Origin of the sequence: Ferrimonas marina (genome assembly GCF_900129905.1) — a bacterium.
GTDB lineage: Bacteria > Pseudomonadota > Gammaproteobacteria > Enterobacterales > Shewanellaceae > Ferrimonas > Ferrimonas marina.
Map to the genome: position 1 here is coordinate 167,442 of NZ_FQXG01000004.1, position 25,932 is coordinate 193,373.

22 protein-coding genes and 1 pseudogene are annotated in these 25,932 nt (G+C 56.9%); 1 reads left to right on the top strand and 22 read right to left on the bottom strand.

Annotated elements, in window-relative coordinates; translation table 11 throughout:
• Positions 1-126 precede the first annotated feature (126 nt).
• Positions 127-1,689, top strand: a complete 1,563-nt coding sequence (locus BUC04_RS10830) for a BamA/TamA family outer membrane protein (RefSeq protein WP_073325859.1) — start codon at positions 127-129, stop codon at positions 1,687-1,689.
• A gap of 7 nt (positions 1,690-1,696) precedes the next feature.
• Here BUC04_RS10830 and BUC04_RS10835 read toward each other — a convergent pair whose 3' ends face one another.
• From BUC04_RS10835 to BUC04_RS10940, 22 genes and pseudogenes are all read right to left on the bottom strand, one after another.
• On the bottom strand, positions 1,697-2,470 hold the full coding sequence (locus BUC04_RS10835; protein WP_067656659.1) for a nucleotidyltransferase family protein: 774 nt from the start codon (positions 2,468-2,470) through the stop codon (positions 1,697-1,699).
• A gap of 256 nt (positions 2,471-2,726) precedes the next feature.
• Complete coding sequence (locus BUC04_RS10840) at positions 2,727-3,584, bottom strand: hypothetical protein (RefSeq protein WP_143165682.1); 858 nt, start codon at positions 3,582-3,584, stop codon at positions 2,727-2,729.
• Between the two features lies 1 nt (position 3,585).
• Positions 3,586-5,904: a fimbria/pilus outer membrane usher protein gene (locus BUC04_RS10845; RefSeq protein ID WP_159437687.1), complete on the bottom strand. Its 2,319-nt coding sequence runs from the start codon at positions 5,902-5,904 to the stop codon at positions 3,586-3,588.
• Between the two features lie 62 nt (positions 5,905-5,966).
• Complete coding sequence (locus tag BUC04_RS10850) at positions 5,967-6,590, bottom strand: fimbrial biogenesis chaperone (RefSeq protein WP_159437688.1); 624 nt, start codon at positions 6,588-6,590, stop codon at positions 5,967-5,969.
• 141 nt (positions 6,591-6,731) lie between these two features.
• Entirely contained in the window at positions 6,732-7,217 is a 486-nt protein-coding gene (locus BUC04_RS10855; protein ID WP_067656672.1) for a Csu type fimbrial protein, read from the bottom strand.
• A 537-nt stretch (positions 7,218-7,754) separates the two neighbouring features.
• Complete coding sequence (locus tag BUC04_RS10860; RefSeq protein WP_067656674.1) at positions 7,755-8,255, bottom strand: hypothetical protein; 501 nt, start codon at positions 8,253-8,255, stop codon at positions 7,755-7,757.
• Between the two features lie 103 nt (positions 8,256-8,358).
• Positions 8,359-9,042, bottom strand: coding sequence for a helix-turn-helix transcriptional regulator (locus BUC04_RS10865; protein WP_067656677.1), 684 nt, complete (start codon positions 9,040-9,042; stop codon positions 8,359-8,361).
• Positions 9,043-9,073: 31 nt separating this feature from the next.
• Positions 9,074-9,559 (bottom strand): hypothetical protein, encoded by a 486-nt coding sequence (locus tag BUC04_RS10870; protein ID WP_067656680.1) that lies wholly within the window; start codon positions 9,557-9,559, stop codon positions 9,074-9,076.
• Between the two features lie 576 nt (positions 9,560-10,135).
• Positions 10,136-11,029 carry a UTP--glucose-1-phosphate uridylyltransferase GalU gene (gene galU / locus BUC04_RS10875; RefSeq protein ID WP_067656683.1) on the bottom strand — a complete coding sequence of 298 codons (894 nt, stop codon included), beginning with the start codon at positions 11,027-11,029 and terminating at the stop codon, positions 10,136-10,138.
• 100 nt (positions 11,030-11,129) lie between these two features.
• A complete protein-coding gene (gene galE, locus BUC04_RS10880; RefSeq protein ID WP_067656686.1) occupies positions 11,130-12,149 on the bottom strand; it encodes a UDP-glucose 4-epimerase GalE in 1,020 nt (339 codons plus the stop codon).
• Between the two features lie 109 nt (positions 12,150-12,258).
• On the bottom strand, positions 12,259-13,224 hold the full coding sequence (locus tag BUC04_RS10885; protein WP_067656689.1) for an acetyltransferase: 966 nt from the start codon (positions 13,222-13,224) through the stop codon (positions 12,259-12,261).
• Positions 13,225-13,227: 3 nt separating this feature from the next.
• Complete coding sequence (gene cysC, locus BUC04_RS10890) at positions 13,228-13,842, bottom strand: adenylyl-sulfate kinase (protein WP_067656692.1); 615 nt, start codon at positions 13,840-13,842, stop codon at positions 13,228-13,230.
• 19 nt (positions 13,843-13,861) lie between these two features.
• On the bottom strand, positions 13,862-15,592 hold the full coding sequence (locus BUC04_RS10895; RefSeq protein WP_067656695.1) for an SLC13 family permease: 1,731 nt from the start codon (positions 15,590-15,592) through the stop codon (positions 13,862-13,864).
• Position 15,593: 1 nt separating this feature from the next.
• Positions 15,594-17,015: a sulfate adenylyltransferase subunit CysN gene (gene cysN, locus BUC04_RS10900; RefSeq protein WP_067656698.1), complete on the bottom strand. Its 1,422-nt coding sequence runs from the start codon at positions 17,013-17,015 to the stop codon at positions 15,594-15,596.
• Positions 17,016-17,095: 80 nt separating this feature from the next.
• Positions 17,096-18,010: pseudogene (gene cysD, locus BUC04_RS10905) on the bottom strand (sulfate adenylyltransferase subunit CysD); the annotation flags it as partial.
• A gap of 228 nt (positions 18,011-18,238) precedes the next feature.
• Entirely contained in the window at positions 18,239-19,384 is a 1,146-nt protein-coding gene (locus tag BUC04_RS10910) for a glycosyltransferase family 4 protein (RefSeq protein WP_073325862.1), read from the bottom strand.
• A gap of 1 nt (position 19,385) precedes the next feature.
• A complete protein-coding gene (locus BUC04_RS10915; protein ID WP_067656704.1) occupies positions 19,386-20,282 on the bottom strand; it encodes a glycosyltransferase in 897 nt (298 codons plus the stop codon).
• Complete coding sequence (gene glf, locus BUC04_RS10920; RefSeq protein ID WP_067656707.1) at positions 20,279-21,436, bottom strand: UDP-galactopyranose mutase; 1,158 nt, start codon at positions 21,434-21,436, stop codon at positions 20,279-20,281. The genes BUC04_RS10915 and glf overlap by 4 nt, the downstream gene beginning before the upstream one ends.
• The gene (locus tag BUC04_RS10925; RefSeq protein WP_234977389.1) at positions 21,429-22,268 is read right to left on the bottom strand and encodes a glycosyltransferase family 2 protein; all 840 of its coding nucleotides are present in this window, start codon (positions 22,266-22,268) and stop codon (positions 21,429-21,431) included. The genes glf and BUC04_RS10925 overlap by 8 nt, the downstream gene beginning before the upstream one ends.
• A gap of 5 nt (positions 22,269-22,273) precedes the next feature.
• Positions 22,274-23,746: a beta-1,6-N-acetylglucosaminyltransferase gene (locus BUC04_RS10930; RefSeq protein WP_067656713.1), complete on the bottom strand. Its 1,473-nt coding sequence runs from the start codon at positions 23,744-23,746 to the stop codon at positions 22,274-22,276.
• 1 nt (position 23,747) lies between these two features.
• Positions 23,748-24,662, bottom strand: a complete 915-nt coding sequence (locus BUC04_RS10935) for a glycosyltransferase family 2 protein (RefSeq protein ID WP_159437689.1) — start codon at positions 24,660-24,662, stop codon at positions 23,748-23,750.
• A 112-nt stretch (positions 24,663-24,774) separates the two neighbouring features.
• Positions 24,775-25,932 (bottom strand): hypothetical protein, encoded by a 1,158-nt coding sequence (locus BUC04_RS10940; RefSeq protein WP_082766572.1) that lies wholly within the window; start codon positions 25,930-25,932, stop codon positions 24,775-24,777.

Consider the following 25,932-nt stretch of genomic DNA (forward strand, 5'->3'; position numbering starts at 1 on the left):
TGGGGCCTTTTTCATGCCCGCTCAATTGTTCGAAGCTACTGGAAAACCAGCGGCAAATGGTCGACAGTTGAGGGATACCACCATAGGGATGGATTATTAGTGCGCCCAGGCTTAGGACGATGTCTGTTGGGGCTCTTTCTGCTTCCTCTCCCACTGTCGGCAGACGATGACGTCGCCGCTTTGGATGCCCAGTGCGGCGCAGATCCTCAGTACCAGATCATTCGGCACAACGTGTTTGATTCCAGCGCACCGGGCTTTACCTGGCTGCACCGGCTGGCCAATCAGCTGCACTTCACCACCCGCGAGGTGACGGTGCAGAACGCGGTGGCGGGCTTCACTCCCTGCGAGGAGGAGGTGGATGACCTGTACGAACTGGAGCGGCACCTGCGTACCCAGAGCTACCTGCGCGACGCCAAGGTGCGGCGCAAGGGCAACAGCAATGAGATCCTGGTGGAGACCTACGACACCTGGTCGCTGTTGCCCACGGTGGACTTCTCCCGTCGCGGTGGCGAGAACGCTGCCGCGGTTGGCCTCAAGGACAGTAACTTCCTCGGCCTTGGCATCAACACCGAGGTGGCGTACTTCTCCGATTACCTGCGTGATGGCTACCTGCTGGATATCCACTCACCGCTTTACCTCAACCAGAATCTGAGTGCCGGCCTGACCCTGGCGGACACCAGCGACGGCCACAAGGCCAGCTTCTCACTGCAGCGCCCGTTCTTCTCCCTCGACAGCCGCCACGGCTTTGGCCTGGCCTTCAACGACGAGGCCCGGCTGGACAGCATCCGCCAGCGCGAGGAGGAGGTAAACCAGTTCGAGCATCGCCTCAACCAGTTCAGCGTCTGGTACGGCCAAACCTGGTTTAACCAACAGCAGCAGGCGCTGCGCTGGCAGGTTGGTTACAGCCGCGATCGTCACGAGTTTCGCCCGGACCAGGAGAACCCGGAGGAGACCACCCTACTGCCGGAAGACCGGGAGCGCAGCTACCCCTGGGTGCAACTGCTGTGGCAGCAGGATCGCTACGAGAAGCACACCAACCTGTTTCTGATCAACGCGGTGGAGGACGTCAACTTTGGCTGGGACCTGGCACTGAAGCTGGGTTGGGACTTTGCCCAGAACGAGGGCTGGGTGGCGCAGATGTACGCCAGCCGTGGCTGGTCATTGACTGACCGGCTGATCTGGCTCAGCCAGTTCTGGGGCGAAGGGGAGCAACTGGAGGACAACGAGCACCAGCATCGACTGCAGTGGCGCAACGAACTGTTCTTTCGGGTCACAGAGCCGGTGCGACTCTACAGCAAGCTGGACTGGCGCCATAGCCAGAACGACTACCTGGACCAGCCCAATACCCTGGGGGGTACCAATGGCCTGCGCGGTTACCCGCTGCAGTACCAGCACGGTGACAACATCTGGCTGGGATCGCTGGAGGCCCGCTACTACCCGGGGCTGAACCTGTGGCAACTGTTCGATGCCGGCGCGGCACTGTTCTATGACATCGGTGAGGCTCAGGGGGGCAGCCCCTACCCGGACAACCCGGAAGGCACGCTGCAAAGCTACGGAGTGGGCCTGCGTTTTTTCGCCTCCCGGGCCGGCAGCAACAACATCGTCCATGTGGATTTTGCCCGGCCGGTCAGCGACGACCCCAATGTGGATCGCTGGGAGTGGCGCATCGAGGTGAAGCGCCACTTCTGATGAGGATTTAGGCCAGCGCCATGTGCTTAGGCAATAGATGACGCTGCCAGGCCTCTTCGTACAGGGCCCGGCTGAAGCGCTTCAGTCGGCTGACCTTGGCCAACTCCCATTCGCTCAGCGGCCGCTGCTCCACCTCGGCGATGCGCTCGATCGCCTGGCGCTGTTGGTAGACCTTGTGTTCCTCACCGTTCTTGACCTGCTCGATGGCGGACAGATGGATCTGCACCTCCGCCACTAAGTCACTGTCGCGCAGTCGCACCAGGGTTTTCAGATCCCGGTAGCCATTGTCCTTAGGGTTAGAGAAACGGTTCTCCACCGACAGCACCGTGGTGGACTCCGCCAGGTGACGGTAGGCATCGTTGACCCCATCGATGTCGTCCGCCACCAGGGTGGCCCGGGCCAGATCGGTCAGCAGTTGGGGATCGCCCCCCAACTCGGTCGCCATCTTGCGTTGGGCCCGGCAGCGGGCCTTGTGATCCGGCACCACCGCCCGGCTGCCACTGAGCAGCGACACCTGCGCCATCAACTGACCCAGCTCCTGCTGAGCGCTGGGTGCCAGGGCGTACAGCGCATCGAACTCCGCCAGCGGCTGGCGCACACAGTGGTGCTGCTGAGTGCGGATGTCGTACAGATACTGCAGCTCCTGTTGACGATGGAGCGGTTTACTTCGGCTTACCGGGGTCATGGGATTCTTTGTGTTGGCACTGGTTGTGGCGGCCATGGCCGGCGGGGTCTTGCCGATCAACATCAGCATCAGCGCCGCCTGCGCAAACCTAAACATGGTGTCTCCTTACTGACTGCGCCTTGAGTCGATAACCCAAAGCCAGAAGGGCGCCTTCCTTGTGATAGCGCCACGGTGGCTAGGATAATCGGCGGGGCGCGGGAGGCAACCGTGACAGCGGGAACATTTGAAGTACGAACAGGCGAGGTTCAGAAAAGGTGAAGGCGATCGTTTTGTGCTCAGCGCAGGGTGAAGTCTTTTCTCCGGTCAAGACGCCCAGCGCCCGCTGGGCGGGCGCTGTCGGTGAGTTTGGGGCTTAATCCCTGGCGGTCAGGGTGACCGTTAATCGGTCACTATATCGGCCAGCACGCTGGAACTTGACCTCCCCCAGCTCCACCCCGAGGGGCACCTGAACTGGACGGTTACCCTGGAACCGCCCCAGCTCCAATCGAGGCTTGCCACTGGGGCTATAGGCACGCCCCTCCACCAGGATGCTGTAGCCCACCTTAGACTCCGGCACGCTTTCATGCACCAGCGCGCCATTCTCCGACTCCAGCGCCATGGTGACCCGAGCGTTGCTGGTGACGCTGATGTCAAACACCCGGCGCAAACCGGTATGCATGCTCCCCAGTTCCAACCGGTAGCTGGAGCCACCACCACTGAGCCAGGGATAACTGGCGGTGTTCACCGCCATGCTGACGGCGGGCTTCACCCGGTAGTTGATGGGGGTCTGCCGTTCCCGGCTCTCCCAACCTGCGCCTTGCAGCTGGCTGCTGAGTTGACCGCGATATTGGCCCGGTGCGGCAAACGCGGATTGGGGCACCCGCAACCAGAAGCGGGTAACGCCGCCGGTGTTCAGGTTCAAGCGCGACAAACCATCACCGCCACTGGGCAGCGGCCGCAACTGTTCATCCATCAGCTGCACCGCCAGAGCGCCGCCGGGCCCCTGTAGCACCAGCTCCGGGCGCTGCACCGCGCCCAACAGAGCAGCGTTGGTGCAAGGCTCGGTTCGGTCAGACACCTCGATGCGCGCGGGGATCCACGCCGCGACGCCGCCATCGTCTCGAAACTCGGCACGATTCTCTTCGACTCGAAGATGCCACTGGTCATGGCACTCCGCCAGTGCAGCGCTGCTGGCCAGGAGTGCAGCCAATCCCACCCATATCCTTCGCATCTTACTCTCCTTGTTCAAGCCTCAAGGGGGCCAGCCGGATCAGCATGTCGCCGTCGTCGACCACTTCCAGCATACCCTGTAGTTTTGGTTCGGTGGCGAACTGGATCAAATAATCCCCCGGTGCCACCCCTTCCAACACGAAGCGTCCGCCTCGGTTGGTGAAAAAGCGGATCTCGCGCTCGCCGTTGCTGGCGATGCCCTGGCGCAGCGATACCGGCTCGCCCGCTGGCGTCAGCAAAGTGCCGATCACCGTCTTGGAGGCATCGGAACCGACCTGGATGGTGTGTCCAGTCAGGGTACCCGGCGTCAGCAGATAGCCACCCTGCCCCCAGTCGTAACCCAGCGGCGCCTCTGGCACATCCAGCCAAAGCGAGTTAACCCGGTGTGGCGCCGACAGCGTCACTGCCGCCCCCACCCAACCGGTGGCATAAGCGTCTGGTGCCTCCCCGGCCAGGCCGTTGATCACCGCATCAGCCTCCTCCAGCGACGGATGCAGGTGCACCACCGCTTTAGGTCCGATACCGCCCTGGCCCCAACCAAAGTGGCCATCGCTCCAGGCCTGGGTTGAACTGAAGCGCACGCTGGCCAGCTCATTGCTCGGTGCGCCGCTCTCGCCGGCCCGGGCCAGGTTCATCTCCCCGCGCCAGCGGTTGGCCACGTAGCCCGCTCTCAAGGACTGGCGATCCAGGTTGTTGCCCTGCTCGGCGGCCAGCTCATACTCCCACTCGCCCACACGAGACTGGCTTTCCCGGGCGATCTCGACCCGCCCCAGCTCGTTGAGGCTGTCGTAGTTAACGCGGGCCCGGTGTGAGTACTGCGGGTAGTAGCCGGACCAGTCCAGCGCCACAAAGCCCCGGGTGTCGCCATCCTCGTAGGTGGCATCCTCCCGGTGCTCCACCCCAAAACTCAATCGCAGGCCCCAACGGTTCCAGCTGACCCTTGCCCGGCCAACTTTTTCCGTCAGCTCATCGACAAAATCACCGTAGCTGCCGCTGAGGTTGAGATCCCAATCGCTGCCAATCAGGGCGGTGTAATCGGCAAACACCCGCTCACCTCGGCGTTGACTATCCGGCTCCCAGGGCTGGGAGGTGAAGTTGTCCAGCCACTCGTAGCTGACCCGAAAGTTCGGCGAGCCGAAGGCACTGCTGCCCCAGATCCGCTGGCTGTAGTCCAGGCTGGCGATGCCGCCTTCGCTGTCCAGGTCCTTGTAATGGCCATAGCTAAACCGGGTGCCCAGGTTGCCCCAGCGACCACCGGTGACCGCCGTCAGCCCGAGGATCTGACCGGATTCCGCCGCCAGGCCATTGGCCCCCAGGGTCAGCCCCTCGGTCAGGCCGTATTCATAATTGGCCGCCATCAGCGGGGCATCCTCGTAATCGATGCCCCTTTCATCGGTGAACTCCGACAGCCAGCCAGCGGTCAGGGTAAAGTCATCCACCCCCTGGCGCAGCAATCGCGAGTTGAAGAACTGGCTGTAGTTCAGGGTTTCGCGCCGACCGGACTGGTACTGGATCTCCAACCGGATCTCGTTGCTGCCGGAGGCCAACGGCAGTTCGTCCAGCCGGTATCGCCCCGGCGACAATCGCAACCGGGTGACCCTCAGATCGTTGACGTAGATATCCACGTCAGCGGTCTCAGTCAGTTCCACCTCCTGGGTGCCGCCATTACTGATGTTGCGTGAAGGCTGCAGTTGGCCGTAGTTACGCTCAACCAGCACGCCACCGAGCGCGATGCCGGGCAGGTGCCCCCCCAGGTATGGGGTGACGTCACCGGCGCTGAAACGCATCGGCCAGCTGGGCCGGTCAACGAAGGCGCGGGTGGGGCCGCGATCAAATCGGGCACTCTCCCCATCACGCTTATCCAGGTAGCCGCTCCACTCCAGGTTCAGGCCCCGGTGGCCCCCCACATTCACTGCCCCCAGCCACTCCAGCAGGGTATCGTTGCGATCGGTACGGCGCTGGTACTGGTGGCTCAGGTTAAAGTGCTGCTGGTAAAGCCAAGCCGCTGCGTCGCTGTACTCGGCCACCTGCTCTGGCCGGTCCAGGCTGATGGTGCGCATCCGGTTGGCATCCATCTGCAGCGCCAGCTTGAAGTCCAGGGTTTGAGGGTCAAATTCCAGCCGGATCCCCTGTTGCGCCAGCTCCTTCAGCGTGAGTTGGCGCTCACCCTGGCCTTCGAGCCAGGCCACCACTTCCGGGGCCAGCCAGGGCCCCAGCTCCGCTGCCAGAAACGGCGCAGGCACCGACATCACCGTCATGCCATCGGTCATGGCGGTGATGTAGGTCAGCTCATGGCCATCCCGAGTCACCGGGAAGGACATCAAAAACCCTTGCCCCCGGACCAGAAAGCTGGCCAAGAGCAGCGTCCATGCCAGGGCTCTCATTACTTCAGCGGCAGCAGCTCAGCGCTTTCCAGAGGGGTTGCCAAGGTGCTCCAGCTGTCACTCACCGGCAACGCCAGGGTATGGCCCGGCATCACAAACTGGGCACTGCTGAAGTCCTGCAGCACGCTCCAGCCCACACGCTCACTGCCGCCGGTGCTTTTCATGTCCAGGTTCCAGCGACTCATGTCCAGCACGTCGTCACCCTGGTTGGTGATCAACACCTCGTTGCCGGAGGCGCTTACCTCCACCTGGGGCTGTGCAACCACGCCAGGCGGTGCGACAAAGGCCAGGGTCGCGAAGTTGAACAGCAGCTCCACCGACGATGCCTCGTTCTCCTGCTCCACCGGCAGCTGGCTGAAGATGATGCGATAGGATTCGGTCTTCTCTGCCGACCCGTCTCCCATGTAGCGGGCACGAAACGCCTGGAAGGCACCGGGCTCGACCCGCGCCTGCGGCGGCATGATGAGAAAATCCTCCTCTGCCGGCACCAGTACTTCTTCGCCTTGTTCGTTGTAGGTACGCTTCATCACCGCGACCTCCACCGACAGCGGCACCTCCTGAGTATTCTCCAATCGATACAGCGCATTGGCACCAGAGCCGACCATATCGAAGAACTGGATCATGGGTTGAACCTGGTAGCCCAGGGCAGAAAAGGACCCCAAAGCAAGGAGGCCAGCAAGAAGCAGGTGTCGCATACAAATCCCTTTAAAACAAAAAGCGCAGCTGTCTCCAGCTGCGCACGGTAACTCTATGACGAAACTGGATTAGTTCGGAGCTACAGTAACACTAATGGTATCGCTATACACGCCAGCGTACTCGAAACCAGTGACCTGCGGAGTAATGCGAACGGTACGGGACTGTTGGCCACCGTTCAGACCGCTACCCGCCAGCTGGTTGCCGCTGCGGTCTTGAGTCAGGTCAACGTCGTTGAACAGGCCATCGACGGTTACCAGGTAGCCGATCTGATTGCCGTTGGCGTCTTCCATGAAACCGTTGTTCAGAGAGGAATAGGTGGTCTTGGCGGTCGCTTGGCCGGTGTTACACCAGATGCTCACAGACGCGGTGTTCTGACGAACGGATTCACTCAGATCCAGGTCACCACGGTCGCCAATAAAGTTATCAACTTTACAGGTGGGGGCGATGGTGCCACCGATGTCAAAGGAGGTGTTGTCGGTTGCGGTCACATCAATGTTTGCTGCAGATGCGCCAAAAGAAACCAGAGCCGCCAGAGCCAGTACTGTTTTTTTCATGTTCGTTCCCTCGATTGGTTTGGGTAAATCTTGAAGTCGAGGGAAATAGTACGCCCAGAGGACTAGCCCAACATCAGCCGAAAGTACTAGAAGGACTAGTACCTTGGAACCAAAACAGTATGAACGCTCACGTCAACCCCGCAAACAAAGTTCAGGTTGTTAATTTATTGTTATTTTTGGCGTTTTGCACTGTGAGATATCTCTTACAGCAACAGATGTCACTCACCCCGTTCAACGCACAACAAGTTGCTGAACTCGATTCTCACTGGATAGTGACCGGTAAGCCGACCCACCATGCGGCAATGCGGCCGTTGGTTTGAGCTCAAGAACAGAAATTGATTTGGATAAATAGCGTTGCGTACCGCTGCAAAGAGTAAAGCAAAGGGGCCTGAAGGTTTGAGCCCCCAGAGCGAAGCGATGCACAGCCCAAAGACAGGCCCGTTGCCTGGCAGGCTCAGTGGAACAGGGAGAGTCGAAGGCGATAAAAACAGAAAAGCCCCGCAGCAGGGCTGCGGGGCTCTAGCAATATCTGTTGGCTTAGTTCGGGCTAACAGTGATGCGGATGCGGTCACGGTAGACACCGGCGTACTCAAAGCCGCCAACCATCGGGGTTACCTTAACGGAGCGGGTCTGCTTGTTGCCTTCCAGGCCGCTGCCCGAAACCTGGTTCACCATCAGGTCAGTGGCCAGGGAAACGTCAGAAGCCACGCCGCCGCTGATATCGATCTTGTACTCGATCATCTTGCTCGGGTCATCACGGTTGACCAGGTAGCCACCGTTATCGGAGCTGTAGGTGGTCTTAGCGGTGCCCTGCCCGGTGTTACACCAGATACCGACAGAAGCGGTGGTTTGGGCGGTCTGGCTGGCCAGATCCAGGGACAGAGAGCGCTCTGCCGGGGAGTAGTTCTCTACTTTACACATCTCCTTGATCTTACCGCCGATCAGGAAGCTGCTTTTGTTGGTTGCGTCCAGGCTGATCGGGTCAGCAGCTGCGCCGAAAGAAACCAGGGTTGCCAGAGCCAAAATAGTCTTTTTCATAATCGTTCCCTCGAAATAAACACCGTAGTGAAAGTCACAAGTTAACAATATCTTCACACCAGCCTGACCGACATCACCCCAAAGTACCAGATTGAGTCATTTGCTAGGACCAAACGGGTACGACTTCATGTGAACGAGTCTCTGTCATCACTCGAGCCATCAGTTCCTTACGGGAATTGACCTCCATCTTCTGCATCAGGTTAGAAACGTGTGTCTTGACGGTATGGATACTGATGTTGCCCTGGCGGGCAATCTGACCATTGCTCAAGCCTTTGAGCAGCATGTGGCAGATCTCCCGCTCCCGCGAGGTTAAGCTGAACTGCTCTGCCAATACACCAGAGAGCTGCTGTGGATTGAAGCCCCCCTGCTGGTAGGCTCGCAACGCCCGGGAGATCTCTGAACGTGGGTACCACAGCTCACCATTAAGGATCACCCGGACAGCCTTACACAGAAGCTCGAGGCAACGGCTGGCAGGCAAGATGCCGACATAGCCAAGCTCAATCCAGCCGCTAACGTCCTCCACCTCACCCTCTTCGGCGTTGATGGCCAGCCACTCCCCATTCTCTTGGCGAGGCACTAAACCATGGCGCCCAGGATTGGGCATGCTCTTCCAGTCCACCAGAACCGCCAAGGGGCCGTTGGTGGCTTCCAGCTCAGAGAAAGAAGAAAAGGTGTTGAGGCAGATAAGGTTGTAATCCTCACCCGTTGCGCTAAGCAAACCGGAAGCCACCTGCGAGAAGGCCCGATCCTGGGAAAACAGCACGATGGTCGCGGTGTCCATTTCCATATTATGACTCCAATGTACTGACACTCTGTGCCTAACCTTTTGCTTCGTCTTGCGCCAACTTATTGAGGTCAACCACGGGCTGAGACGCATGGATCGCCTTGATCGCCCGAGCCATCTCGGCCCGAGTGAACCAGAGCTCACCGGAATGCACCGATTCGATCGCCTTGCTCAACATATCGGTATTGCAGTGCTCACTTAACATGCCGGCGTAGCCTCGCTCAATCCAGTCCACCGCGTAGGGCAGCTCTTCGTCCGGCACATTGACGGCGAGCCACTCCTCGGCCACCAGGGCGGGTGTGCGATCGTACGCCTCAGGGGTCGCCATCGACTTCCAGTCAATAACGGTGATGCGGAACGACTGCTCCAGGGAGACAGCGTCATAATCGTCCCAGCTGTTGAAGCAACGGATCGGGGCATCCGGTAAAGTGGTGCGAATACTGGCAACCGCATTGCGCTCAAACGCCTCATCGCTGCTTATCAAGGCGATATCAGAATGGAAGGGCTGGGATTGATTCATGCTTGCTCCTTAAGCATTACCTTGGTGACTCCCTGTAGGCCTCATACTTCGAGAGTTTTCCTTAAAGCCAAAACTCCCAGCAGATAAGCCTCTTAGCTCCAGTAGACCCTCATTCTTCTCGCTCTGCAACCATCTTGGTCAACCACGACCAAAGTGAGCCCTGTCACCATAGGACAGGCTCCATGGGCCGTGAACGTCGGTGTGCAGATGAATCAGTAATCTACCGGGAGAATCTGACAATTTTTTGACGCTTTAGTAGAGGAGATTACCCTACAGAACAGCGACATACAATCAGCTCTCTAAGCGACAGGGCGACTGGACAGATGGAGAAACTGAAATCAGACAGAACAGACTTCGCGTATAGCCTATCCAAGGACATGCCCCTGAGCGACTCCGGGCGCCACTAGTCACAGCAGTGGGGCTTTCGCCTCTACGGTGGCCAAACCGTCTACAACGATCATTTTATGCGCGGAGAGCTGATCTGGCGCTGGTAAACTCGTCACTGGTATCACCGCAGCCAGACCACAAAAAAACCCGCCTGATGGCGGGTTTTTTGTTTCGCTGCGGGCGTGCCGCTTAGTCGAGCTTCAACGCTTTGAGGTACTCGGCAAAGCCCTCGCCCAGCTTGGCGTGACGCAGAGCGTATTCCACGTTGGCCTTCATGTAGCCCAGTTTGTCACCGCAATCGTGAGACTTACCAGTCATGTGAAATGCCTCAACGGTTTCCTGCTCCATCAGCATGGCGATAGCATCGGTCAACTGGATCTCGTCACCAGCACCGTGGGGGGTGCGTTCAAGCAACGGCCAGATGGTCGCAGGCAGCACATAGCGCCCGACCACCGCCATGTTGGACGGTGCTTCTTCGATGCTGGGTTTCTCAACAATGGCCTCCATCGCCGCAGACTTACCCATCTCCAGGGTATGACCGTTGCAATCCGCCACGCCATACTTGGAGACCTCCTCCATCGGCACCGGCTCCACCATGATCTGGGCGTGTCGACTCTCGCCGAAGCGGGCCTTCATCGCTGCCAGGTTCTCCTGGGTCTGGTCGGCCGTATACTCATCCAGCACCACATCCGGCAACACCACGGCAAAGGGGTTATCGCCAATCACCGGGCGGGCACAAAGCACCGCGTGACCCAGACCTTTGGCTTCGCCCTGGCGTACGTGCATGATGGTCACGCCGGCCGGACAGATGGATTGCACCTCTTCCAGCAACTGACGCTTCACCCGCTTCTCCAACTGGCTTTCCAGTTCGTAAGAGGTGTCGAAGTGGTTCTCGATGGCGTTCTTGGAGGCGTGGGTAACCAGCACAATCTCTTTGAAGCCAGCCGCTACACACTCATTCACGATGTACTGGATCAGGGGCTTGTCCACCAGCGGCAGCATCTCTTTGGGGATGGCCTTGGTGGCGGGCAACATCCGCGTGCCCAGACCGGCGACGGGGATAACGACTTTGGAAAGCGTCATAGTGAAACCTTGAATTTACGGTTTTTATTCAAATCATTCGCTCACGAGAATACCCGGCGACCGGTTGGAGCGCCAGGCAGATCGTGGCCATCCAGCGGTATCAGGAATCTGAGTATCCGCTTGGGTTATTGGACTGCCAACGCCAGGTGTCGGCCATCATCTCCGACAGGCTGCGCTCTGCCGTCCAGTTTAACTCTTGCTTGGCCTTATCTGAATCGGCCCAGAAAGCAGCGAGGTCGCCGTCCCGACGCGGAGCAATCCGATAGGGGATCTTGGCTCCGGAAGCCTGTTCAAAGGCCGCCACCATCTGCAGTACCGACTGGCCATCACCGGTGCCCAGGTTGAAGGCTTCCGCCCCTTTTTGCTGAGCGAGCCACTGCAATGCTTTGACATGACCAATGGCCAAGTCCACTACGTGCAGGTAATCGCGAACACAGGTGCCGTCCGCAGTGGGGTAATTATCACCAAAGATGGCCAGTTCATCGCGCTTACCCACCGCCACCTGGGCAATAAAGGGCAGCAGGTTATTGGGGATCCCCTGGGGATCTTCACCAATCAAGCCAGAAGGGTGTGCCCCCACAGGGTTGAAATAGCGCAGCAGGGCGATGGAAAGCTCGGGATGGGCCTTGGCCGCATCCATCAAGATCTGCTCCACCATCCACTTGGAGGTGCCATAGGGATTCACGGTGCCGCCGGTTTTCAGGGTTTCGACGTAGGGCACCGGCGCATCCTGGCCGTAAACGGTGGCCGAAGAGCTGAACACCAGTTTGTGCACACCGGCCTTGAGCATGGCGGCCAACAACACCTGGGAGCCAGTAACGTTGTTATCGTAATACTCAACCGGCTTGGAGACCGATTCCCCCACCGCTTTCAAGCCGGCAAAGTGAATGACCGAATCGATCGGGTGGGCAGCAAAAATGGACTCCAGCATGGCGCCATCGCGGATGTCGCCATGGTAGAAGGTGGCTGGCTTGCCACAGATCCGCTCAACGCGGTTCAGTGCCTCACGCGAGCTATTGCAAAGATTATCAAGAACAATGACCTCGTCGCCATTGTTGAGCAGCTCCACCACAGTGTGGGAGCCGATATAACCGGCGCCGCCGGTTACCAGAATAGCCATGTTTGACCCTTACCTACTTCTTACTTTGCGCTGCCAACCCGAACGACCGACGCGAACGACCTTCGCACCAGTCGCCAGGTCTGGCAGAGAATCTGTGCAGCTTAACCGCTTAGTTTGACGGTTTATAGCGACGGCTCAAACACTGGATAAAATCATCCAGAGAATCGGCCGGCAGTCGATTGATGCCGGCTGCGCCTTTGCGCCCGCCGCCGGTGGGGAAGGCAACACAGACCTCGTCCGCGCCGTCCTTGTTCTCCAGCGGCGCCCGCACGCTCACCAGGTAACTGCCATCGGCATTCTCAGTCAGCACTGCGTGGGCACGGCTTGGGTGACGGTTGGCCAGCTCGTTGCCAAATACACCACTGACGCGCCGGCACCAGGGTTCACCGCCCAGCAGGTAAACGGCACTCACTGCGTCCTCGGCCAGCAGCTGTGCCGCCTCGGCCTTGGCCATGTCCTCAGCGTAGGCTTGCTTGAGGGTATGATAAGGAGAGGCAGGATCGGCGATAGCATCAAAGGGGTCGCGATAGGGCAGCAACGCCTCAAACAGCGCATCCGGCGCAAAATGCAGATCCGCCACCTCGGCACCGTAACCGTTGTAGTTGAGCAGCACGCCGAACTCACGAAGCAGCGCCGATTGGGCGCTGGACAAGCCAGCCTCCTCGGCAAGACGATCCGCGCTGGCGATCATGTTATCGCCGTACGCCGCCGTGATGGCCCACAGGCGAAACTGGCCATTGAGCGCTGCGTCCACCAACAGTGCGGTACAGGTGTTGGGATCCATGTCGATGCTGGCCTGAAGGCCTTGATGCTGCGGGATCACACCCGGTCGATGATGATCGAAGTACTGCACCGTCGCACCGGCCGCGAGCAGGTCGTCCAACGCCGGCTGGTTTTTCTCCATGGAGATGTCCAGTACGGTCACCTCAGTACCCGCTTGGACCGGAACCCGCTTCAGCAGGGCGATATCACGCTTCACCCCGGTGATCAGGGTACTTTCTTTCGGCTCGGCCAGGCGCAGTTGCAGCAGCGCGATAACGCCATCGGCATCGCCGTTAAATACGTCGTAATGCATGCTTTACTCCGCCAGGGTCACCAGACCCTGGGCCACCAGGAAGTCGACCACATGCTGGGCGCTGGCCTCAATGGACTGGTCCGCGGTTTTCAGGTGCACCTCCGGCTGAACTGGCGCCTCGTAGGCAGAATCGATGCCGGTGAAGTTGCGGATCTCACCCTTACGGGCCTTCTTGTAGAGGCCTTTGGGGTCACGGCTTTCGCAGACATCCAGCGGGGTGTCCACGAACACCTCAACAAACTGACCCTCTTGGCACATCTCACGAACCATCTTGCGATCGGCCACAAAGGGGGAGATAAACGCGGTGGAGACCACTAGCCCGGCATCAACGAACAGCTTAGCCACCTCACCGATACGACGGATATTCTCAACCCGGTCCTTGTCGCTGAAGCCCAGGTCACCGTTGAGACCGTGACGGACATTGTCGCCATCCAGCAGGTAGGTGTGGCAGCCGTGCTTGTGAAGCAGTGCGTCCACGGCGTTGGCGATGGTGGATTTGCCAGAGCCACTGAGGCCGGTAAACCACAGGATGGCGGGCTGGTGGCCTTTCATCTGAACGCGCTGGGCGTGATCTACCGAGTGCGCATGCCATTTTACGTTAGAGCTTGTTTGTTCCATGGATAGGGTTCCTTCTCGCTTACCCGAACGGGTAAACCAGGGGCAAAAGGGTTAGGGTCACCGCCGCGTACATCAAGGAGATCGGCAGGCCAATACGAATGTAATCGGTTAGCCGGTATCGACCGGCATTGAACACCATCAGGTTGGTCTGGTAGCCGTAGGGGCTCATAAAGCTGGCACTGGCACCAAAGGCGACGGCCATCACAAACGGCATGGGATTGACCCCCAGCCCAACGCCCAGGCTGTAGGCGATGGGGAAGACCAAGGCCGCAGCGGCATTGTTGGTGACCAGCTCGGTCAAGATGACGGTGAGGAAGAACACCAACGCCAGCAGAGCAAACAGGTGATCCTCCGACAGGGCACTGTCCAGTTGGGTTACCAAGGATTGCACCAGCCCGGTGTCAATCAGGGCGAAGGACATCATCAGTGCGGTGGAAACGATCAGCCAGATCTCCAGGGGGAATCGACGGCGGATGTCGTTGGCGCTCACGGTACCACTCAACACCTGCACCCCCAGCAGCACCGCCAGGGCCAGCAGCAGGTCTACGGCCCCCACGGCGGCGGCCACGATGGTGCAGACAAAGCCACCCACCGCCAGCCACTCTCGCCAGCCGTGCAAGCGGCTGTCGGGCTCAACGCCGCTGAGCTGGATGAAGTTTTTATCGAGGTTATGTCGGGTGGCGTAGTCCTGGCCCACGGCCAGTACCAGAAAGTCGCCTGCCCGAAGCTCCACATCTCCCAGCTTACCCGACACCCGCTCGCCGTGACGACGGATGGCCACCACGGCGGCATCAAACAGCGCCCGGAAGCCCGAATCCTTCAGGGTTTTGCCCTCCAGCACACTGCCGGGGCGGATCACCACCTCGGACAGGTTGGTGCTGAGCAGGCCATTGGCATCGGCGAACATGGAGAGGCCATGGAACTGGTTGAGTTGCATCACCTTGCTGACATCGCCACTGAACACCAGCCGATCACCGGGCTGGATCTGCTCGGTCGGCAGCACCGGGCTGATCAACCGCCCTGCCCTCACGACTTCAACGAGGAACAAAGACTCGAGGTGACGTAACCCCGCTTCCTCGATGGTGCGCCCAATTAACTTGGAGTCGGCATCGACCTTCACATCCACAAAATAGTCGTGGTAATCGTCACCGGCGATCTTGGTGTCGGGCAACCAGCGACTGAGGATAAACAGCAAGCTACCGCAAGCCAGTACCAAGGCGATGCCGATCAGGGTGAAGTCGAAGAAACGCAGCCCATGGCCGGCGGTATCCCGCAACAGGCTGTCCACCACCAGGTTGGTGGAGGTTCCCACCAGGGTCAGTGTGCCCCCCAGGATCGCCGCATAGGACAGCGGCAGCAGCAGCCGGCCAGCCGGATGGTAAGGATTGTTGCGCACCGGGTTGAGCATGGTCGCCACCACTGCAGTGTTATTCAGCAGCGCCGATGACAGCGAGATGGAACCAAACAGGCGAAACCAGGTGGCGTTGTAGCCAGGACGGATCACCCGGGTGGCAATCACCCGCAGCAGCCGGGTTTTTTCCAGGGCGATGGAGCAGAGCATCAGCAACACCAAGGTGATAAGCCCTGGGTTAGCGACACTGGCGAGCATTTGGGTTTGATTTACTTGGCCGCTTAAAAGCAAAAAAATCAGCACTACCCCGAACACACGCCCGGGAGAGGACTGATATTTTAACAGCGCGGCAATGGTGGCGACAAAAGTCGCCACCACCAACCAGGACGAGAACGTCATCTTACTTGAGGAACTCTCTCAGATCCTTGGCATCCCAATGCGGGAAGTGTTTACGGATCAGAGCATTCAGCTCCAGTTCGAACTCGCTGATCTGCAGGTTGCTGACCTTCTCACCGGACTGGCCCTTGGCCACAATCATGCCGGCGCCAACGGTGTTGTTGGTCAGCCGATCGACGATGATGAAGGAGCCGGTACCACGGGCCTTGTCGTAAGCGTCAAAGGCAACAGCCTGGCTCAGCTGCACCTGGCAACGGGCAATCTCGTTGAGATTCAGGCGAACGGCGTCCTGCTGCTCCAGGGTGTTGACGTCGATGCGGTAATCGATGTTGCTGACAGAGCCAGCAGTCTGGCGGGTCGCCAGCTTGAAGTCGTACTGCTTGTTCGCCACCATCGGCTCTTCCGCCATCCACACGATGGTGGCCTCGACGGCATCGCTGACCTCAGTCTTATTATTGCTGTGCACCAGCACATCACCGCGACTGATGTCGATCTCGTCCTCCAGGGTCAGGGTGATGGCCATCGGCGCGTACGCCTCCTCCAGCTCACCTTCGAAGGTCACGATCTCCTTCACCTTGGAGCTCTTGCCGGAAGGCAGCACGGTGATCTCATCGCCCTTGCGAACCACGCCGCTGGTGATGGTGCCGCAGAAGCCACGGAAATCCAGGTTCGGGCGGTTGACGTACTGAACCGGCATGCGGAAGTCGTCAAAGTTCTGGGTCTTGGCCAGTTCAGCAGACTCCAGCATCTCCATCAGGGTATCACCGTGGTACCAGGGAGAGCGCTGGCTGCGATCCACCACGTTGTCGCCTTTCAAAGCGGAGATCGGCACGAACTGGATGGAGTCGATGTTCAGCTTTTCGGAGAAGGCCAGGTACTCGGCTTTGATGTCGTTGTAGACTTGCTCGTCGAAGTCGACCAGGTCCATCTTGTTGATGGCCACGACCACCTGCTTGATGCCCAGCAGGGAGACGATGAAGCTATGGCGACGGGTCTGCACCTGCACACCGTGACGGGCGTCGATCATCACGATGGCCAGATCGCAGTTGGACGCGCCGGTGGCCATGTTGCGGGTGTACTGCTCGTGTCCCGGGGTGTCCGCGATGATGAACTTACGCTTCTCGGTGGAGAAGTAGCGGTAGGCCACGTCGATGGTGATGCCCTGCTCACGCTCGGATTGCAGGCCATCCACCAGCAGCGCCAGATCAAACTCTTCGTCGGTGGTGTTGAACTTCTTGGAGTCGTTCTTGATGGCGGCCAGTTGATCCTCAAAGATCATCTTGGAATCGTGCAGCAGGCGCCCGATCAGGGTGCTCTTGCCGTCATCCACACTGCCGCAGGTCAAAAAGCGCAGCAGTTGTTTGTTTTCATGCTGTTGCAGGTATTGCTCGATATCAGATGCAATCAGCTCAGAGCTGTGGCTCATGGTCTTTCCCCTTTGGGGCCCCGGACTCAAACCGGAGCCAGTAAATCTGTCAGAGTGTCAGCGAAACCTTGGAAGATGGCTTAGAAGTAGCCTTCCATCTTCTTCTTCTCCATGGAGCCGGCGGAGTCATGGTCAATGACTCGGCCCTGACGCTCGGAGGTCTTGGTCAGCAGCATCTCCTGGATGATCTCAGGCAAGGTCTGGGCGTTGGACTCCACCGCACCGGTCAGCGGGTAGCAGCCCAGGGTACGGAAGCGCACCATCTTGTTCTCCGGCTGCTCGCCCTCTTCCAGCGGCATTCGATCGTCATCCACCATGATCAGGGTGCCGTCACGCTCAACCACCGGGCGCTCTTTGGCGAAGTACAGCTCCGGGATCTCGATGTTCTCTAGGTAGATGTACTGCCAGATATCCAGCTCGGTCCAGTTGGACAGCGGGAAGACGCGAATGCTCTCGCCCTTGTCGACCTTGCTGTTGTAGACGTTCCACAGCTCCGGGCGCTGGTTCTTCGGATCCCAGCGATGGTTCTTATCGCGGAAGGAGTAGACACGCTCCTTGGCGCGGGACTTCTCTTCGTCACGACGGGCGCCACCAAAGGCGGCGTCAAAGCCGTACTTGTCCAGCGCCTGCTTGAGGCCCTGGGTCTTCATGATGTCGGTGTGCTTGGCGCTGCCGTGGGTGAACGGACCCACCCCCATCGCCATCCCTTCCGGGTTCTTGTGGACCAGCAAATCGAAGCCGTACTTTTCCGCCATGTGGTCGCGGAAACGGATCATCTCCTGGAACTTCCAGTCGGTGTCCACGTGCATCAGGGGGAAGGGGATCTTGCCGGGTGCAAAGGCCTTGCGGGCCAGGTGCAGCAGCACAGAGGAGTCCTTACCCACGGAGTACAGCATCACCGGGTTGTCGAACTCGGCGGCCACTTCCCGCATGATATGAATGCTTTCGGCTTCCAACGCTTTCAAATGCGTCAAGTTATAACTGGTCATCACACTTCTCTTTGAGTTGGGTTCCGTCTTAACGGTGTCTCGGGCAAGCCATTGGCAACGGCGGGGATGCTACCCTTTCGCACCACCCGCAATCAAGATCTTGCCCGTCATAAGATATAAATGTTGGCTCGGTGCGCTCACATTGCCAGCTTACTGTGACGATGCTGGCTGTGGCTCCGAAACGCCATCGTTCCAGTTGGGGTTGCCAAGGACGATGGCCGCCGCCGACCGCGGCTACTTGGTGCACACCTCTTCAATCTTGTTGAGGTAGTGTTCCGCCACACGCAGGTGGCAAAAGTCTCGAGCTGCCTTTTCACGGGCCTTGCGGCCCATCTCCAGGCGCTGCTCATGACCGATGTCGATCATGGTGATCATCGCACTGGCCAGATCCGACACATCCTTGGGGTGCACCAGCAGGCCGGTTTCGCCGTCCTCGACGGTATCCCGGCAGCCCGCGTTGTCGGTGGTAATGATGGGCTTGGCCATGGCCGCGGCTTCGATCAGGCACTGGGGCACTCCTTCCCGGTAGAAGGAAGGCAGGACTACGCAGTCATAGTCCTTCACCACGGAGAACACGTCATCGGTGCGCCCCAGGTAGTTTACTGCGCCTTCGTCGTGCCAGACTTGCAGCTGTTCAGGGCTGATCGCCTGGGGGTTACCCTCATCGGTGAAACCCAGCAGGGAGAACTCGAGCTTGGGGGTCTCGATGCCGGCCCGAGCCTTGAAGTCATAGTGCGCCCGCACCTTCTCCGCGGCTTTGACGAACTCGGCAATCCCCTTGCTGTAGATCATGCGTGACACCACGATAAAGCGCACCACCCCATCGTCCGGCGCCGCATGGGGGCGGAAGTGACCCAACCGGATCCCGATGCCATTGGTTCGGGAGGTCTTGCTCTCCTTGACCAGGCCATGCTTGAGGTAGGTATCGAGGTCGTGGCCGTTCTGAAACACGGTGTGCTGTGCCCGCGGCTGGGTGAGCTTCAGCATGCTTTTGCCCACCAGAGACTTGAGTCCAGAGTCCAGGAACACCTGACCCAGGCCCGCGACGCTGTTCACCACAGGAATGCCCAATGCCCGGGCCGCCATGGTGGAATAGATGTTGACCTTCACGGTGAAGTTCAACACGCAGTCCGGCTTGTGCTCTTTGAACACCCGATAAAAGGTGCTTAAGGTGCCGAACTCCTTGATCAGGTTCATCCCGGTTCGATCCATCTGTACCGGCACGAACCCACAGCCATACTCAACGAGCTTACTGGAGGTGTCGTCTTCCGGGGCAACAACGGTCACGCTGTTGCCGTCCCGCATGAACTCCGTGATGGAGGCGAGAAAGAAGTTGTGGACGAACCAGGATGTGTTGGAAACGATAACAATGCGACGCAAATCAAATCTCTTTCAATGCTTTTAGATACCAGCCAAGCGACCGGCTCTTCAGCGCCAGATACAGCCAATTGATGGTCTTATAGGGGTAAGCGGCTAAGCGAACCTTCAAAGGCAATCGGGCAATGGTTCGGTAGCCATTGCGCACCATGAAATACAGTCGCTGCCCGGCCAACTGGGCCGAGGAGCGGGGGCAATCATGAACGAAGTCCAGTCCAGGGTCAAAAACGATACCCTGGCCCGCCTTGCCCATATCAAGACAAAAAGCGATGTCATCCCAGTAGAGGAAGAAGTCACTTTGTGGCAGGACGCCGGTCTGTTCCAGCACTTTGCGCTGGACAAACATACCGACAAAGGAGGCCGCCAGGATCGGCTCAATCCCGTTAGCGGAGAGCGAATCACCTTGAATCTGGGACGGACGTCCGCCACTCAGCCAGTTGCTCAACGCCTTGCGAACACTGGGCTGCGCCATCGGCCGGTTCATCGGGCAGAGATCGCCATTGGGGAAGCTCACCTTGGCGCTGACCATCCCCCCGGGATAGACGCCCGCTTCGACGCGCTGCTTGAACAGGGTCAGTGACTCCGGCTTGGGATAGCTGTCATCATCTGAGATGACTAACCAATCTCCGAGCTGATGATCGCGAGCGTACTGGATGCCCAGGTGAAAACCACCGGCACCACCGAGGTTTTCCTCAGTTCGGATCACATGAAGCATACCGCCCAGGGCTTTCTTGGCTGCTTGGAGGTACTCCTCGGTGCCATCGGTTGAAGCGTTATCAACCACGACCAGGCTATCCACCCCTGCCCGGTTGTAGGCTTGGATCGTTTCCTTCAGGGCATCCCTGCGATTGTATGTCACGACCACGGCCGCTAAGGATGTCTTGAAGTTGCTTGGCGTCATTTCAATGGTTCAACAAAAAAAGCTGGAATCGGTGTGCCCTCGGCGAGATGGTGGGCCGCTTGCCGAGCGGCATCGAGCGCCTCCCGTATGGTCACATCCATATCGAGGTAGCGGTATGTCCCCAGGCGTCCGACAAAGCTCACCCCCCGCGAGCCGCGCGCAAGCTTAACATACTCCGCCAGGGCATTCTGCTCTTTGAGCAGGCGCACCGGGTAATACGGCACGTCACCGGGCTGGTGTTCGCGGCTGACCTCCCGGTAGACCGTGGTTTTCTCGTGACTCTCCCAGGGCGCAAAATGCTTGTGCTCGGTAATCCGGGTATAGTCGACGGCTTCGTCGCCGTAATTCATCACTGCACACCCCTGGTAGTCTCCGTCGTGGGTCTCACGATGAAAATCCAGGGTGCGATAGCCTAAGCGACCAAAGCGGTTCTCAAAGAAGCTATCGATGGGGCCAGAATAGAAGATATGGTCGAAGGTGGACGCCATCCCAGGGTCAAATCGACTCTCCAGTCTTACCTCAATATTGGGGTGGGTCAGGATCCGCTCAACCAGAATGGTATAGCCCTCTTCCGGTATCCCCTGGAAGCGGTGGCTGAAGTAGTTATCGTCGTAGTTAAACCGAACCGGCAACCGCTTCAAGATGCTGGCGGGCAGCTCAGTGGGCGATCGCCCCCACTGCTTGAGGGTGTAACCCTTAAAGAAGGCCTCGTACAGCTCTCGACCGACAAACCTCAGCGCCTGCTCTTCGAAGGATTGAGGTTCCCCGATGCTGTCATCGGCTTTCGCGGCCAAAAAACGGCGGGCCTCTGCGGGGCTCAGTGTAGTGCCGAAGAACTGGTTAATGGTATGGAGATTGATAGGGAGCGAGTACACCGCACCTTGTGTCGTGGCCTTGACCCGATTGACGTAAGGCTTAAAGGTGCCCCAGCGTTGCACGTAATCCCACACCTCCTCATCATCGGTATGAAAGATATGGGGGCCATAGCTATGAACCATCACACCGGTTTCACTGTCGCGTTCGGTATGGCAGTTGCCCGCAACATGGCTGCGCTCTTCAAACACCACAACCTCGTGGCCCAGCTCGGCGAGATGGCGGGCAATCACCGCATTGGAAAAGCCAGCCCCAACACATGCCAGTTTACAATTAGGCACCGGAGGCCCTCCCTTGATTTAGCCGGAAACAGAAGCGCAGCAAAAGGTTTTTTGCACGATACCAAAGCCTGACGCGCCACCAGCTGCACATCCGCTGAAGCAGGGTTCGCTGATCATGCGCTTCGATAACTTGTTGAGCAAAATGCAGGTGTTTCGCCTTATCGGACACCGAGTTACTCAAGGTCGGCACCGGTGTGGCGACCCGGATGTGGTAATTGGCCAAAAATCCCGGCAGCTTGCCTATGCTATGGCGCTGCAACAGCCGAATATGAAAATCCAGGTCGCCGCAGACCCGCAAGCGTTCGTCATAGAGGCCGATCTCATCGTGAACGGCATAGCGGTAAAGAAAGGCGATCGGCACAAACTGATTGGCGACGAAGAAATCGTCTCGAAGAAAATGGGCAACCGCAGGATTAAAGGGCCGACTAGAGAGGGTAGTTACCCTGCCCTCCTCCACTTTTTCAAACACCTGCTGGATGTTGCACACCACCCCCGTCTCTTTCTCGTGGCCATCGAGGTAGCCAACGGCCTCAGAGAGGAACTCAGGTTGCCAGCTGTCATCATCATCGTGCACGACCACATATCGGGCTTGATGGGCGCGCAGTGCAGAGTTGGTGGCCGCTTCCATGCCCAGGCTGTGTGGATGGTGAATCACCTTACGTCGGTCATTGGGTGAGGCGGCAAGAATGGCGTCGAGCACATCTGGGTTACCGCCGTCATTGACGACCAGGTGCAGATAATCGGAGAAGCTTTGCTGGTCAACACTGTCCAGGGCTCGCACGAGCAATTCCGGACGGTCCTTCGTCCGGGTAATGATCAATACTGAAGTCACTCGGTTCAAGCCTTACCTTGCGCCGCCGCTGCCTTCAGATAGAGATTTTCCTTGAGGCTTTCCTCCACCGACTCAATGAACTGGTCGACGTCTTCCACCGACAGGCGCTTATATTGGCAGGCGTGTTTGCTCAGGTAGCGCTCCAGCTTCTTGGACTCCCGGATGTCCTCGAGGGTCATGGTGCTATGGTCTACCAGTTCGATAAACGCAACGCTGTCCACGTCCTTGAGTGAGTCAATGTACCCTTCCAGCTTTCGGAAGCCATACTTGAAGGCAAAGCCTTTGGGCGATACCAGTGCAATCTGGGCCAGAAACTCCTGCCAGTCGTAATCACGCAGTGCAACGTCATCCACGCCGTAGTTGCTCAGTGGTGCTTCGTCGTTGTAATCGATTAACTCATCGGCCAGCAGTTCACCGTAAACACGAAACTCCGGGAAGTCCGCCTTCACCTGCTGCTTAAAAGCCGATAACGTCTTGGAGCAGTTCTTGGACTCAATGAAAACGACTACCGGCAGCGGGTAATCGCCCATCCAGTGCTTGAAGGTATCGCACTTGAACCAGTTGCCCTCTTCAGAAAAATCAGATCTTTCTTCGGTATCCACCACGTTAGAGTCACTCTGATAGATCCCCTTTAGACGCTTAAGGAGAGCGCTATCTGTATGCTTGACTTTTCGAGTGAAAAATTTACCGCTTCGTGAACTATCGGCAAGTTCCTTGAAATCGTAACGCGTGTAAACCTTCGGTATACCTGTCCAATTAAACCGATAGTTCATTAGCGGAGCTCTAATATCTCTGCGACTATCAACTAAGTTACCAACCAGTGTTTGGAAAAAAAACTCGTCGGGGATCCAGGTCGTCTTGGCGAAATCAAACAGGTTATGCTCTTCAACCACATTCAGGATCTGGCAAATCATAGGCATGGAGAGCGTCCACCACTGTGACCCCATGTACATGGTATTACCAAAAGGAAACTGGCGGGAGACTCCGAAAAGTCGCTGAATTTTTACAGAAAGGCTAAAGAGTCTTGGCGTTTTCCGCCAATTGAGATAGTGGTAAAAGCTCCAACGCCCGCTCTCCAATCCAGCTTTAACCCACTGGCGCTTTCTAATATCCACGCATTCAACAAACTGGCTACCATTGTTGGCTTCCAAGTACTTTATTAGATTGCCGCGCTCGCTGATCGGGAAGCAGCTGCCGCTCAACAGCGTGACATAGTCAGGCTGACTTTCACATCGACGAAGCGCCTCCATGCCATTCAATGTCGCCTTTACGATGGAAGCTTCCCCCCACTCCACTTCAACTTGCTCTGCAAAGATTACCGACGGGTAATGTTGACGGATCAGCTTGATATCTTCGTGGTGTGGGGTCTTAAGATCGTAATGCAGGGCCACGACGTCATCGTGGTGAGTCAGTGTGTCCAGCAGTGGCCGGAGCTTTTCAAATGGCTCATGAGCGAGCACGATAAAACCGAGTTTCATACTATCGCCACTCGTTTGCTTTAATTAAACCTAATTGGTCGAGTTGTTGCCAACCCTTGTACTCGATACTCATGTCATCGCAGTAGTTCTGAGAATCTTTCAGGAACTGGAGGTAACGCTTGTACTCAGCCGAATCACCATAGTGCTGTCCTCGCTCCATCTCCTCAACCATCTTCTCTTGAAATGCCGCGATGAACTTGAAGTGCAACACCGCACCGGTAAGCCCGTGCTTGAACCCCCCGTTTAATCGACGCGGAATAGCCATGTGCATGGACGACAAATAGGAGTAGTACCATTTCCACTTAACCAGCGGGGTCTTGTTGATAGCAGGTGCTGCAATTGGGTTGTCCTTGAACATTGTACGTAGGCGGACACCACCTTGGCACCAAAGGGAGTTGTAACGATGATTCTCGGTAAAGAAGTAACCGTACTTGTCAAAGTAGGGGTTTACCTCCAAGGGGTTTGTTCCTGGGAGGTAATTGGAATCAGACAGGCTACCTTTACCGTACATGTCGACCATCAAGGTAAAAAAGGATGGGCGATGGTTAGAGTCTAGGTACGTAGTCAAGTCATAGAGGTCCAGCACATCTGACTTGGGGTACACTAGGAATTCGTCGGGATCACAGGTAACGCACCAGTGGCCAGTTCCATGTTTTCTAAGCAGATGGTTAAGCCAATGCATACCAAAGTTGGAGGCCTTGTAGCTAGCCTCCGTATAATACACGGTAACATCATCATGACTTGACACTAACTCCTGGAAACTGTCGTCAGACCCATTATCAACGAAAAAGAAGTGCTTAACCCCTAAGTTCCGGTAATAATCTAGGAAAAATTCAATACGATGAGCCTCATTCCGTAGGGTGCAGAATAAAAGGATGTCTTTTGCACCAACACTCTTAGACTTATCACTGATCAATCTCAGACTACGTCCATGCCAGAGTGAATAACCAAAAAACCTAAGCAACTCAATTATGTTGCTCAGTAAAGCTGTGATTCTTTTTATTAACCTTAACATTCGAAGACCATATCTACTTTTTTGCCTTGAACTCTTTTAACTTCTTATCAATGAATGGACCTTTGGGGCGAAGCCTCTTCGCCTGTTCCATCAACTTAATGGCAAAGTCCAGGTCCTCTGACTCCAACTTAAGCGCAGCGTCTCTGAGCAAATCCGCGCTGTCATTTTTCTCATCATCTATATGATTGAACTGCTGGTTGAGATAGTGAGAGAACGAAGAGAGATCACTGTTGCCTAAGGTAACAGCATCAAGATGCTCCGAGGTATACTTATAATGAGGGTAGCTCACTCCAAAATCACGTTCTAGCTTGCTAAGTTCACGATTTATTTTGTCACTGAAGGTTTTGTCGAAAGGTACTTCCAATGACAATTTACTTCCCTTAGCTTCCTTAAGGAACCTAACATAATTTATATTCCTTTCTGGATTTCTCACACCGTTTTTGACGGAAGGACAAACAGCGTTAAGCCTCTCAAGAAGGTTGAAGCCAACATTACTAATCGATGAATTTGCCTTCAACTCTTCGTCAAGTTCTATCGGCGTAGAAAAGATGGAATTTATGAAGTATTGAACAAAACCTGTTTCGCTGCGAACTGCATCCTCAAATCTTAGCAACGTCACATTGTCACTACCAAATACACGGCAAAGCTCCTTTATCTTTGCATGGTACCTAGGCAATATATAATCAAACTTCCATTCACCAATCACAGCCCTTCCCGTTTTTACTGCTTCTTGAAGGTCAGACAGGATTAAAGATTTTGGATCACGGAGATAGTAGACAATCAGGAACTCAGAAAACTTTCGAGAGAAGTGTTCCTTTAATCTTTCAAGCGACTTTTCACTGAGATCAGAAATGTGTTCTCCTGAAAGGAGGAATGTATCACATTTACTATTCTCTATTTCTTCCTCAATGGCTTTAAGGACCTGCCGAGATTCGAGTTCTATTTTTTCAAGTGTCTTACCTTCGACGATGTTGTTATGTAGCGTTTCGGGCTTTTCATGGAAAGCGTTCCTGATGCTGGGGCCATGATCGAAATTATATTCAAAGTAATGAACATTGCATTCATTTTTTATAATGTTGCGATTTTTAAAAATGTTTCTCTGAATTGAAGTGCTGCCTGTTTTGTATGGGCCCACATGCAGTATCAATTTTTTAGCTGTAGTATTACTCAT